Source organism: Arcicella sp. GW822-FHT02H01 (assembly GCF_058802005.1).
Window position 1 is genome coordinate 2,437,406 of the sequence record NZ_JBXANT010000001.1, and the last position, 13,318, is coordinate 2,450,723.

Sequence of the window (13,318 nt, forward strand, 5' to 3'; positions counted from 1 at the left end):
TCTACTATTTCCCTTGTAAAAATAAAAGCCCAAAGTTATTACACTTTGGGCTTCATTGAGTGATATTAAATCACTTTATCATTTTTCGTCTATCGTTTTATCCGTTAATCCAATTTTGTTAGCAGCTTTTATAATCACAAAAATCACAAAAGCAATAATTAAGAACTGCACTACAACCTGAATAAAACTTCCGTACTTTACCTCGGCTTTGCCTACCAAGACAGACAATCCTGCGAAATGTTCACCTCCTATTGCTATTCCTATTAATGGCATCAGGATATCATCTACTAATGAAGTAACAATTTTACCGAAAGCGCCTCCGATAATTACTCCTATTGCCAAATCAAGGACATTTCCTTGGGCAATAAATTTTCTAAATTCTTTTAGCATTGTCTGAGTATTTTTGAAAACTATGAAACGAGTTAACAATGCTAATATGGTGAAAATTCTTAAAATGTATACAAAAAGCCAAGCCCTAAATTTCTTGCTTGCTGGATTTTGGTACTTAAATCGTCGTCATACAATACAATTAAATCAAAAGTAGCACTAAAATATTTATTGATTTTCGCTGCTATTTTCGCATCTATTCTATTATCAATATGAGCCAACGAGTTGGCATTAATAAAAACCTGATGACGTAATTTTAGATTGATATTTTTGGCAATGTCTTTATCAAAATTTGAGACAATCTGGATAAGGGCAAAGTCATTTCTAAATTTCGAGCCTACATGAACACCATAGGCTACTTGTAAAGCGCCAGTTACAGGGTCTCTTTCTCTTACTCCATTATCCGTAACAATTGTTTGACGGATAGCACCAGGAGAAAATACCATTCCGAAATATGGTTTAGGCTTCCATTCAAAACCTATCGATTCTGTAATATACGCAGGTGATAAAAAATTAGAAATTTTTATATCATTCGCTGCTACATCTCCGTACTTATAACCTGAGGTAAACTGTGACTGAAAGTTAAAGACACCCACCAAAGCCCAGTAGGTAGATAATTTATGCCCAACCTTAGAATCAAAGAACAAACGATCGATGCTCTTTCTAAAACCATTTCCATTATCAAGCAAGCCATATTGCATTTGCAAATCGTTTACCCAAGTAGTCTTATCTCTGGTGTATTCTCTTTTTGTATTAAAAAAAATCGTAAAACCTGTAGCATTTTGCCCTCCGGGACTCCAATTACTAAAACCTGCATTACTGAAATTAGCACCGTATTGTGTTTTGTTTTTCCAGTACGAAGTGTCTTTTTTTATTTCTGTAGGCTTTATTTCCTGAGATTTAACTTCTTGAGGCTTTGATTCCTTAGGTTTAGTTTCTTGAGTTTTTTTATCCTGAGAAAAAGTATTCAATGAATAAAGTAGGCTTACAATAATGAATAGCAAATGTTGTTTCTTCATATAATATAATTTTTAGTCCGTTATTAATTTTTCACAAATAACGGACTAAAATAATTTATTCTTATTTGGCACTGTAGTTAGGTGCTTCTTTTGAAATAGTAATATCGTGTGGATGGCTCTCTCTAGAACCTGCTGCTGTTATCTTTACAAACTTCGCTTTTTGCATCGCTTCTATGTTTCCAGCACCGCAATAGCCCATTCCAGCCTTTAATCCTCCTACCATTTGATAAATGATTTCAGAAACCGCTCCTTTGAATGGTACTCTACCTACAATACCTTCTGGTACCAATTTCTTGATGTCGTCTTCAGCATCTTGGAAATAACGGTCTTTAGAACCATCCTCCATTGCTTCAACAGAACCCATACCGCGGTAAGTTTTATATTTACGTCCTTCAAAAAGTACTATTTCACCCGGTGCTTCATCTGTACCTGCTAACATCGAACCAATCATCACAGTACTTGCTCCACCAGCAATAGCCTTTACAATATCACCTGAAAAACGAATACCACCATCTGCGATAATAGGTACGTTTAAGTCTGCAACTGCTAGAGCTGCTTCATAAACTGCAGTTAATTGTGGCATCCCAACACCTGCAATAATACGTGTTGTACAAATACTACCAGGGCCTACACCTACTTTAATAGCATCGGCACCTGCTAACGCTAACGCTCTTGCACCATCGCCAGTAGCAACGTTACCTACAATAACCTCTAAATTAGGGAAAGTCTCTTTTACTGATTTCAATGCATCAATTACACCTTTAGAATGTCCGTGGGCAGTATCAATACTTACTACATCCACGCCTACTTTTACTAAAGCGGCTACTCTTTCTAATAAATCTGCTGTTACGCCTACAGCAGCACCTACTCTTAAACGACCTAAAGAATCTTTTGAAGCATTTGGGTGACTTTTTCTCTTCAAAATATCTTTATAAGTAATTAACCCAATCAATGTTTGGTTGGCATCAACGATTGGTAATTTTTCAATTTTATATTCTTGTAAAATGCTTTCAGCATCTTCTAATGAAATTCCCTCTTTGGCTGTAATAAGATTTACTTTGGTCATTATTTCTGTAACCAATTTTGTCAAATCTTTTTGGAAACGCAAATCTCTGTTGGTAAGGATACCAATCAATTTTCCACCATCGTTAACAACTGGAATACCACCTATTTTAAAATCACGCATGATACGATGTGCATCACCTAAGGTTTGTCCTTCAGTAAGGGTAATCGGATCTATAATCATTCCCGATTCCGAACGTTTTACTTTTCTTACTTGGGCTGCCTGTTGGGCAATAGTCATATTTTTATGAATGATTCCGATACCACCTTCTTGCGCCATAGCAATGGCTAAATCAGCTTCGGTAACAGTATCCATCGCAGCGGAAACAATTGGGGTATTTAAAACAATGTTACGAGTAAGTTTTGATTGCGTACTTGTATCTCGTGGAAGAACTTCTGAATAAGCAGGAAGAAGAAGCACGTCGTCATATGTGAGAGCTTCGAAAAGGAACTTGGATGTATCTAACATGGCAAATATCGTTGATATTGTTATTTGCAAGACAAAATTACTATCTTTTTTGTACTTTTAAAAGATTTCGATAAAAATTCTTATTAAATGATTGTAAAATTCCAATTCATGAAACTGTTTTTTATTTTTTTATTATTTCCACTAACTTATTCGTTTGGTCAATCTCTAAAATTTAATTTCTCTCAACCCAAAATGGGCTCCCCTTTTAACATTGCTGTTTACGCAAACGACTCTACCCAAATTAAAGAAGTCACGAAACAGGCGTATCTGCTCGTAGATACGCTCAACCTTATTTATAGCGATTATCTTGAAAACAGTGAGCTTAATAGGTTGAGTACAAAAGCAGGGCAAAAATCTTTTACACAGGTATCGCCTGCCTTGTGGGATATCTTACAAAAATCAGTACAAGCCTCCCAAAAAAGTAATGGTGCCTTTGATATTAGCATTGGTAGCGTAGTAAAACTATGGAGAAAAACCCGAAAAGATAAAATTTTACCACAGCCTATAGCCTTGCAACAAGCCATTAAAACGGTAGGCTATCGCGCTATCCAGATGAATCCTGCTAATAAAAGTGTCAGATTATCAAAGCCTAATACCTTATTGGATTTAGGTGGAATTGCCAAAGGATATATTGCACAAGTGGTTGTAGATTTTTATCGGGAAAAAGGGTTTAAAAAAGTGTTGGTAGATGCTGGAGGAGACTTAGCCATGAGTTGGGAAGGGCCATCTGGCTGGAAAATTGGCATTAATGTTCCCAATTCAGAGGAACTATTACAACGATATTTAGTACTTCAAAATCAAGCCGTAGCTACGTCTGGCGATATGTATCAATATGTAACATTCAATGGAAAGTATTATTCCCATATCGTAAACCCTAAAACTGGAATGGGGTTAACCGAGCGAAAGAATGTAACGGTTATCGCACCAGATGGCGCAACCGCCGATTGGCTGGCTACTGCTTGCAGTGTATTAAGTACAAAAAAAGCATTAAAGTTAATAAAATCCATGCCTAATTGTGAAGTAATGATTGCTGAAATAAAGGATGAAAAAATCTTGAAATGGCAATCAAAAGGGTTTGAGTCCTACTTTGCCCAATAACGATTGCACAGATTAAACAGGATATGGTCAAAAAATTATTTTTTTAATTTAGCACAGCTTACTTTAAACATACTATGCAAAAAACACTCTTAATCTTTTTAATTATTCTTTTTCAAGAAACTGTTGCTCAAGATTTTAAGGCTTACGAGCAAACTATTCCGAACACTACCGTAAAATATAAAATGGTGCCTATTCCTGTGGGAACATTCACATTAGGAAGCCCAGCGTCAGAACAAGGACATGAAGCCGACGAAAGTCCACAAGTAACAGTAAAAATTGAGCCCTTTTGGATGGGTGCGTATGAAGTAACTTACGACGAATATCAATTATTTTTTGAGGAGGAAAGAGACCCAGAGCCTAAACCAGATGCCATTACTCGTCCTAGTCCACCTTATATAGACTTTACTTTGGGTATGGGAAAAGTAGGAGGCTTTCCTGCTAATTCTATGCAACAATACGCCGCTTTGATGTATTGCAAATGGTTATATTATAAAACAGGTATTTTTCACAGACTGCCCACCGAAGCTGAATGGGAATATGCCTGTAGAGCAGGAAGTAATACAGCTTATTTCTTTGGCAATGATGCTAACAAAATAGGAGATTATGCTTGGTTTAAAGCAAATTCTGAAGATAAATACCATCACGTAGGCGAGAAAAAACCTAATGCTTGGGGCTTGTATGATATGCTAGGCAATGTAGCGGAGTGGACGCTTGATCAATATGATGAAAGCTTTTATCAGAAAATACAAGCTAATGAGGTTAATCCTTATAATACAAAATTAAAACGTTATCCAAGCACTGTGAAAGGCGGGAATTATCAAGATGAAGCCATACAATTGCGTAGTGCCAACCGTCTGAAATCTGACGCCGTCTGGAACAGAAGAGACCCACAAATTCCAAAAAGTAAATGGTGGAATGCTGATTCTCCCTTCGTAGGTTTCAGAATCATCAGGCCTGTAAAACAACCAACAAAGGAAGAGGTGGAGGCTTTTTTTGAAAGTGTATTGAAGTAGGGAAGAGATTTACCCGCAGATTTTAGAGATTTTAAACCGCTGATTTACACAGATTTTTCAAGTATTAATCAGCGTTATCAGCGTATTTTTTTCAGCGGAAATCAGCGGGGAAAATATTTAATCACAGATTTTGGAGATTTTAAACCGCAGATTTACGCAAATTTTTCAAGTATTCATCAGCGTTATCAGCGTATTTTTTTCAGCGAAAATCAGCGGGGAAAATATTTAATCACAGATTTTAGAGATTTAAAAATTCACAATTCACAACTCTTATTTACTATGAATTTTAATAGACGAGATTTCGTAAAAAGTACATCCATCATTACAGGTGGGTTATTAACTACTCCTTTTTTATCTGAGGCTTCCTTCTTCAATAGCAATTCGGATGATACGATAAAAATCGCAGTCATTGGTTGCGGAGGTAGAGGTACAGGAGCAGTAGTTCAGGCATTAAGCACTAAGCAGAATGTTAAGCTAGTAGCGATGGCCGATGCTTTCAAAGACCGCTTGAATCAGTGTTATGAAAACATAACGAGTGATGACCAAGCGCATTTAAAAGCAAAAATTGATGTGCCTGAAGACCATAAATTTACGGGATTCGATGCTTATCTGAAAGCTATTCCTTTGGCTGATGTAGTGATTCTTACTACGCCTCCAGGGTTTCGTCCGATGCACTTTGAAGCAGCCGTAAATGCGGGTAAACATATTTTCATGGAAAAACCTGTAGCAACCGACCCTGCGGGTATCCAAAGAGTATTAGCCGCTGCCGAAAAAGCAAAGGCTAAAAAATTGAATGTGGTAGTTGGTTTACAAAGACATTACCAGAATTCGTACCGCGAATTGATGAAACGCCTGCAAGATGGCATGGTCGGAGACATCGTTTCGGCTTCTGCTTGGTGGAATAATGATGGCGTTTGGACGAACCCTCGCAAACCGGGACAAACCGAAATGGACTATCAAATGCGCAACTGGTATTATTTCAACTGGCTTTGTGGCGACCATATTACTGAACAGCATATCCATAATATTGACGTAATCAACTGGGCGAAAAATGGGTATCCTGTAAGAGCAAGAGGTACTGGTGGTAGAGAAACGCGTAATGGAAAAGATACAGGAGAAATCTTTGACCACCACTTGGTAGAGTTTGAATATGCTGATGGCACTATTTTGAATTCTCAATGCCGACACATGAAAGGCACTTGGGCTAAAGTAGACGAATTAGTGGTAGGAACTAAGGGTAAAATTCAGTTTGATGCCGCTAAAATCACTGACCATAAAGGCAACGCTTTGTATGCTTTTGATAAGAAAACCAAGGAGAATCAACCTTATCAAACCGAACATGATGAATTGTTTGAAGCCATTGCTAAAGGTGAATACAAATTTGCTGATGCCGAAAATGGTGCGAAGTCAACAATGACTTCTATTCTAGGTAGAATGGCTACTTATTCAGGACAGGTGATTGAATGGGACAAAGCCATTAATTCAGGGATTGATATTATGCCAAAAACTTTTGCGTGGGATGCTGATATGCCTTTGAAACCAGATGCTAATGGAAATTATCCTGTAGCAATTCCGGGAAAAACGAAGTATTTTTCATAACATTAAAAGTGTAAAAGTATAGATTAAAGCATCAGTTTCTTATATCATTATTTTAGTAATAACTACCTTCGGACCAGTAATTCATAGCATGAGTTACTGGTCTTGTTATTTTGTTATTATAAACTTATCATCACTATTGTATAAATAATCCTAACAAGCTAATGAACAGATAATTAATTTATAAATTTGTAGCATACAAGGAAAATATGGACAATAGGTTTACTGATATTATACAACTAATTAAACAGTCTCAGGCTAATGCAATAAGAGCCGTTAACGCTGAATTAATAAATCTTTATTGGAACATAGGAGAATATATCAGCAAGAAAATTGAACAATCCGAATGGGGAGACTCCATCGTTACTGAATTAGCAAAATACATCCAACAAAATGAACCAGATTTAAAAGGGTTTTCCAGTAAGAATATTTGGAGGATGAAACAATTTTATGAGGCTTACAAGGACTTTCCAAAACTCTCAACACTGTTGAGAGAAATTAGTTGGTCTCACAATTTAGCTATCTTTTCAAGGTGTAAGACGATTGAAGAAAGAGAATTTTATTTGAAGTTTTCAAAACAAGAAAATTATAGCTTTAGAGAACTTGAACGACAAATATCAGCTAGTCTTTTTGAGCGAATTATGATAGGAAACTCAAAGTTTTCAACAACACTCAGCGAATCTAATCACAATTTTTCAAATACATTTAAAGATAGCTATGTGTTTGAATTTTTGAGTCTACCAGAAAAACACAGCGAAAGCGAGTTGCAAGATGGACTTGTAAGGCAAATGAAAAACTTTATTCTTGAACTTGGGAAAGACTTTCTTTTTATTGGAGAAGAGTATAGATTACAAGTTGGATACAGCGATTTTTACATTGACCTTTTATTTTACCACCGAGGCTTACAATGCTTAGTAGCCTTTGAATTAAAAACAGACAAATTCAAGCCTGAACATTTGGGACAATTGAATTTTTATCTAGAGGCCTTGGATAGAGACGTTAAAAAACAAAATGAAAATCCAAGTATTGGAATTTTGTTATGCAAAGACAAAGACACTGAAGTAGTAGAGTATGCTTTAAGTAGAAGTCTTTCTCCAACAATGGTTTCAGAATACAAAACTCAGCTTCCTGACAAAAAACTATTACAACAGAAACTACACGAGCTATTTGAGGGTGATACAGAAAAATAGAGGTACAAATATTTAATAATAGTATTACCTCAAAAAGTAATAAGCAGTCAATACTTTTATAAATCCATCTTTAAAATATGCTATAGTTTTTTTGTAATTTTTTTATAAAAATAACAATCAATTAAAAATATCGTTATATTTATAAATAATCTTGAAAAAATAAAACTATGGATATTTTTGATTTTGACTATAATTTTCAGGAAAACTCTCAAGGAGGAGGTAATGATTTACTATTATTGGAAGAAAAATGGCTCGGAGAATCTTTAGTTGGATATTTAGTAGAGTCACAAACACAAGATTGGCTGATTTCTTTGGTATTCGTTTCTAGAGAAACTCCTTTAAAATTTATCATCCGAAAACTAGAAAAAACTCCTTCTCAAGTAAAAATGGAGCAATACCGTTTACTTTCATCAAAAACATCAAAACTTTTAAAACCTTTTTATAAGGGTTCATTAAATTAATTTTCAAATAACAATAAAGGCGACCATTTTTATCAAATGGTCGCCTTTAATCTATTATTGATATAAACTGAATTAAACTTCAGTACTTACTTCCTCTTCAATTATCTCTTCTTCTTGAAATAATTTGGCTTCCATTACATCCGCCATACTTACTTCAAAGAATTTTTTATGAATATCAAATGCTTCAACCCCACATTCTGCTGGCGAAGCACAACGCTTAAATGAGCCATCCTCTTGCATGGTATAAGCATTTACATTGTCTTTCAAGTTCCAGTCTAAAATATGGATGGCTTGTTGTTTTACTTGAACACCATATATTTCAAAAAGCGACTCTATTCTTCTGTCAAAGCTTCTTACCATTACGTCTGCTGAACCTCCATATACTTTTGGTTCGCCATTATTATGGAAATAATAAATACGGGTATGCTCAAGGAAATCTCCTACGATAGAACGCACCGTAATATTCTCAGACAATCCTTTTCTCTGCGGACGCAAACAACAAATTCCTCTTACAATCAATTGAATTTTAACACCCGCTTGCGACGCTTTGTATAATTCATCAATCGTAATTTTATCTTGCAATGAATTGATTTTCAAACAAATTCCACTTGGCAAGCCAGCTTTTGCATTACTAGCTTCATGCTGAATCATTTCTACCAAACGCTTACGCATATCTCTAGGAGCAGTAATCAACCTTTCATAAGAGTGCGGTTGCGAATGACCAGTAATAACATTAAAGAATTCTGAAATATCTCTTGTTAGTACTTCGTCAGTAGTTAATAAGCCAATATCAGTATAAAGCTTGGCAGTATCTTCATTATAATTTCCAGAAGACAAATGGGCATAGCTTTTTACTCTGTCGCCTTCGTTTCTGATTACTTGCAACAGTTTGGTATGGGTTTTAAGACCCGGTATTCCATAAATTACAAAGCAACCTGCTTTTTGTAAGCGGAGGGCTTCACGAATATTATTTTCCTCATCAAAACGTGCCTTTACTTCAAATAATACCGACACGTGTTTACCATTTTCAGCGGCGTGCAATAGTGCCTCCGCAATACGTGAATGTTTTGAAATTCGGTAAAGGGTTATTTTAATAGCCAATACCTGTGGGTCTTCAGCGGCTTGTTCTAACAACTGAAGTACGGGTTCAAAGTTATTAAAGGGATGATGCAAAAGGATATCCCCTTGTTTCATCGTTTCGAAGATATGCTCAGGCTTTTGGGTAAGCTGACCCAACGCTGGTACAGACGCTCTTTGAACATCTTGTCTCGACTTTAATTCTGCATGCTTAATGATTTGCCAGAAGGCTGTAAAGTCAATCAGCGTACTACTAAAAAATATATCGTTCTTTTCTAGCTTCCAACGCTTTAACATCATTTGCAACATCCACTCTGAACAACCATTTTCCATTTCGATACGGGTAACTCTACCCAAACGACGGTCTTTGATTTTTTTCTTGATTTCGTCGATAAAATCAGTTTCAGAGTCTTCATGTTCTACTACATCAAAATCACCGTTTCTCGTAATTCTGAACAAAGCAACTGATTCAATTTCTACGTTTTTATAAAGCTTCCAGATTTCGTGACGGATGATTTCTTCAATAGGCAAAAACAATACTTCTTCTTCGCGCTCTACTACATAAAAACGTTTTAGGTTTTGTGGTATCTGAACAAAACTTATTTTTCTGCTTTCATTAATATTGCTTTCAGTACGTTCTCCTTCGCTTTTAGTAACTACTCCGAAAATCAAGGTTTTACCAAGTAAACTCGGGAAAGTATGCGTATGGTCGAAAACCATAGGCGTAAGCATAGGGTAAATAGTACGATTGAAGTAATCAAGGACTTGTTCCATTTCCTCATCATTGAGGTCATTCAGCCCGACTACTCTAAAGCCATTTTCAACAAATTCTGGGAACAATTCTTCGTTATACAACCTTTGGGTTTCTGATACAAAAGATTGTGTAGCAGCCATTAACGTTTTTTTGAACGGTAATTCTCTCAGACCCGAATAGTCTGTACGCTCTTTACCATAATCGATATAGTTATACAACGACCCTACACGAATTGTAAAAAATTCATCAAGGTTTGAAGCAGTAATTGCTAAGAATTTTAATCTATCGAAAATATTTCTACGTGTATCTCTAGCTTGATCAAGAACTCTTTCATCAAATTTCAACCAACTTAAATCACGACTGATATAATCAGACTTCTCAATAACGTCATATGACTTATTAATGACCTTTTCGAGACGACGTTTCTCTTCGGGTGTTTGCTTTGTATTCATAAAATTGTTTAGAAAGGAAAAAAGATTCCCCACAAGAGAATCCTTTACTCTACTGCGTTTTCTGTATTTGGGAATTGCACTCATGCCTCAACAAAGTTAAATCTAATAAGAAGATATCCTTATTATAAAATTATTAAATTTCAAGCTATCTATTTTTTAACTTTTATCTCGTTAGATACTAAATCAACAAGGAGTTGCTCTAATTGTTTTAGTTCCTCTGGACTTCCATGATAATCTTTAATTTTCAGCGTCTTGGCCTTATCAGTAAAAGAAATATATGTAGTGGGCATATCAGTAATATGAGCACTATATTCAGTTTTGAACTCAAAAAAATTAGCTGTTCTAAATTTATCGACAAGCTCTTTTACTTTTCCTTTTGGTAAAGACTTTGAAGATACGCCTATTTTATCAACAAATCTTTCACCTTCATAAACTAAGCTATCGTTTTCAAATACAGTCATTTTAAATACTGGGCACGTTCCATAACATGGAGTTTTACTTAAAGTAAAAATAATTTTGGCTGGTAAATCGGTATTTAACGACGATTGCTCAGTATCTGACGATGCTCCTTTTTGTGTAGCTTTACAAGCTCCTAGAAAAAAGGCACTTAATAAAAAAAAACTTAAGAATAATTTCATGTGCTGTAGGTATTATCATATAAATTTCAACGCCTTTGGTATTAAAAATATTATATAAAACCTTGCGATTTAGCTAATTTAAGGCTTTTCGCTTTTTAAATATATACTAGAAAGTAAATATTTTTTGTTATTTTCGTATTCCAATAACACACAGCGTCACTGCCCACCAAAATTCCTCCTGAAAGTATAAGACCAACAATCGCATTGGTTAGTCACCAAATACGATTAATAATTCATTTATAGCATTTAGCTTTAGTATTAATGAACCTTAAAAAATTAAGTGACGAACGATTAGTTTCCCTGTTTATTGAAAGTCAAAACAATAGCTATTTCGAACAATTATATGACCGTTATGCTGATAAAATCTATCGCAAGTGTTTATCTTTTGTAAAAGATGAAGCCAAAGCAGAAGATTTTACGCATGATATTTTCATGAAACTTGTTTTGAATATTGGTTGCTATAAAGAAACTGCTAAATTTTCAACTTGGCTATATTCTATTACTTATAACTACTGTATAGACCAATTAAGGATTTCAAAACGCTATAATGAACATCTGATTGATGAAAATTTTGATTTGATTGATGATGATGAGGATGCTGAACTAGCAGAAATGGAAGACCATCGACTTCGGAAAGCACTTCAACAGATTGTTGCTGAGGATAAATCTATCTTGATGATGAAGTATCAAGACGAAATGAGTATCAAAGATATTTCTAACACCTTGGATATTTCTGAAAGTGCCGTTAAGATGCGTCTATTAAGAGCAAAGGATAAGCTAAAAAAGGCCTACTTAGAAAGTTTATTTTTCTGGGGAGTTATTATCACAAAGGCTATCCATGTCCTCTTTAATCATGAATAACAATCCATTAAAAAATATCGACGCTGAAAAAAAGATTCCGCCTCATGTCAAGGCTGCACTGGTAGCCGAGATAGAGACAATAAGAGTCACGTCTGTACTGATTGAGTTATTTGTTGGGAATTTCATCAACACTTTAACAAAGTCAATCGATATAAATACTGAACAAGAACAATCCGAGATTTAACCATTTCTTTCTTATTGCAAATATTTACCATTATGCCTAACATTCAAGACATCCTCTTACAGACTTTTCAAAAACTTTTAGAGCAATTATTTCTATTTACCCCTAAGGTACTTGGCGCACTCATTTTGTTGATTGTGGGTGTTGTTGTCGCTAAAATAATCACTAATGTGTTACAAAAAGGACTTGAAAAAACTGGGTTTGATAAATTAGGAGATAAACTGAATGAAATAGATATTATCAAACGTTTTGGATTAATAAAACTAAGTGCCTTTGTCTCAAAAACACTTTATTATTTCATTATGCTAGTGTTTCTGACAGCAGCTACAGAGACCCTAGAGATGAAGGTGTTGACTGATATGGTTGCTTCGTTGGTCAGCCTTATTCCAAAGTTAATTGCTTCAGCTCTTATGCTTTTAGCAGGTGTTATGATTGCCGATGCGCTCAAGAACTCTGTGATAAATGTTTGTAAGTCTTTGAGAATAGCATCTGGAAAACTATTAGGAAATATTGTTTTCTTTTTCTTCTTGGTAGTGGCATTGATTGCCGCTTTGAAACAAGCTGGTATTGAGACCAGTTTATTGGAATCTAGCTTCAACCTCATTATCGGTGGCATCATTTTATCTTTTGCCGTTGGATATGGGTTGGCTTCAAAAGATGTACTCGCCAATATTTTGTCAAATTTTTATAGTAAAAATAAATTCAAAGAAGGACAAACAATTATCCTCGATGGCGTAAGAGGGCAAATCGTTGCGATAGATAATACTTCAATCACGCTACAAACAGGCGAAAGCAATACTGTTTTCCCATTGAGTATTTTACAAAATCAGAAAGTAGAAATCATACCGATGACTACTATTTAATTATTATACAACCATATTTTGAAATCTCCAAAACCTATGATAAGGCTTTGGAGATTTTTTTATGACTACCTGTAATGGGCTCATAAATGTTTTTTGAGAAATCTATCTGCCCTATAATAAACAGACAATCGTAAAGGTTATCAGGGTTTTTTGCGTTTTTGATGTACTTTTGCAGTGAAGCAAAAATACCATCACTT

12 protein-coding genes are annotated in these 13,318 nt (G+C 35.2%); 7 read left to right on the forward strand and 5 right to left on the reverse strand.

Annotation, left to right across the window (positions count from 1 at the left end; translation table 11 throughout):
- Positions 1 to 78: 78 nt before the first annotated feature.
- From mscL to guaB, 3 genes are all read right to left on the reverse strand, one after another.
- The gene (mscL, locus tag AC1RNE_RS10475) at positions 79 to 390 is read right to left on the reverse strand and encodes a large conductance mechanosensitive channel protein MscL (RefSeq protein ID WP_492800923.1); all 312 of its coding nucleotides are present in this window, start codon (positions 388 to 390) and stop codon (positions 79 to 81) included.
- A 59-nt stretch (positions 391 to 449) separates the two neighbouring features.
- On the reverse strand, positions 450 to 1,406 hold the full coding sequence (locus AC1RNE_RS10480; protein ID WP_492800924.1) for a DUF3078 domain-containing protein: 957 nt from the start codon (positions 1,404 to 1,406) through the stop codon (positions 450 to 452).
- A gap of 61 nt (positions 1,407 to 1,467) precedes the next feature.
- The gene (gene guaB, locus AC1RNE_RS10485; protein WP_492800925.1) at positions 1,468 to 2,937 is read right to left on the reverse strand and encodes an IMP dehydrogenase; all 1,470 of its coding nucleotides are present in this window, start codon (positions 2,935 to 2,937) and stop codon (positions 1,468 to 1,470) included.
- Positions 2,938 to 3,129: 192 nt separating this feature from the next.
- Between guaB and AC1RNE_RS10490 the strand changes: the two genes are divergently transcribed.
- The 5 genes from AC1RNE_RS10490 (at position 3,130) to AC1RNE_RS10510 (ending at position 8,295) form a co-directional block, all read left to right on the forward strand.
- Positions 3,130 to 4,035 (forward strand): FAD:protein FMN transferase, encoded by a 906-nt coding sequence (locus AC1RNE_RS10490; RefSeq protein ID WP_492800926.1) that lies wholly within the window; start codon positions 3,130 to 3,132, stop codon positions 4,033 to 4,035.
- 74 nt (positions 4,036 to 4,109) lie between these two features.
- Positions 4,110 to 5,048, forward strand: a complete 939-nt coding sequence (locus tag AC1RNE_RS10495) for a formylglycine-generating enzyme family protein (protein WP_492800927.1) — start codon at positions 4,110 to 4,112, stop codon at positions 5,046 to 5,048.
- Positions 5,049 to 5,327: 279 nt separating this feature from the next.
- Positions 5,328 to 6,647, forward strand: coding sequence for a Gfo/Idh/MocA family protein (locus AC1RNE_RS10500; protein ID WP_492800928.1), 1,320 nt, complete (start codon positions 5,328 to 5,330; stop codon positions 6,645 to 6,647).
- A gap of 206 nt (positions 6,648 to 6,853) precedes the next feature.
- A complete protein-coding gene (locus AC1RNE_RS10505; protein ID WP_492800929.1) occupies positions 6,854 to 7,834 on the forward strand; it encodes a PDDEXK nuclease domain-containing protein in 981 nt (326 codons plus the stop codon).
- A 167-nt stretch (positions 7,835 to 8,001) separates the two neighbouring features.
- A complete protein-coding gene (locus AC1RNE_RS10510) occupies positions 8,002 to 8,295 on the forward strand; it encodes a hypothetical protein (protein WP_309914853.1) in 294 nt (97 codons plus the stop codon).
- Positions 8,296 to 8,367: 72 nt separating this feature from the next.
- Here AC1RNE_RS10510 and ppk1 read toward each other — a convergent pair whose 3' ends face one another.
- Both ppk1 and AC1RNE_RS10520 read right to left on the reverse strand, forming a co-directional pair.
- Entirely contained in the window at positions 8,368 to 10,578 is a 2,211-nt protein-coding gene (ppk1, locus tag AC1RNE_RS10515; protein ID WP_492800930.1) for a polyphosphate kinase 1, read from the reverse strand.
- Between the two features lie 149 nt (positions 10,579 to 10,727).
- On the reverse strand, positions 10,728 to 11,216 hold the full coding sequence (locus tag AC1RNE_RS10520) for a DUF6438 domain-containing protein (RefSeq protein WP_492800931.1): 489 nt from the start codon (positions 11,214 to 11,216) through the stop codon (positions 10,728 to 10,730).
- 261 nt (positions 11,217 to 11,477) lie between these two features.
- Between AC1RNE_RS10520 and AC1RNE_RS10525 the strand changes: the two genes are divergently transcribed.
- Both AC1RNE_RS10525 and AC1RNE_RS10530 read left to right on the forward strand, forming a co-directional pair.
- Positions 11,478 to 12,077 carry an RNA polymerase sigma factor gene (locus AC1RNE_RS10525; RefSeq protein ID WP_492800932.1) on the forward strand — a complete coding sequence of 200 codons (600 nt, stop codon included), beginning with the start codon at positions 11,478 to 11,480 and terminating at the stop codon, positions 12,075 to 12,077.
- A 216-nt stretch (positions 12,078 to 12,293) separates the two neighbouring features.
- Positions 12,294 to 13,121 carry a mechanosensitive ion channel family protein gene (locus AC1RNE_RS10530; protein ID WP_492800933.1) on the forward strand — a complete coding sequence of 276 codons (828 nt, stop codon included), beginning with the start codon at positions 12,294 to 12,296 and terminating at the stop codon, positions 13,119 to 13,121.
- The last annotated feature ends 197 nt before the right edge of the window (positions 13,122 to 13,318 follow it).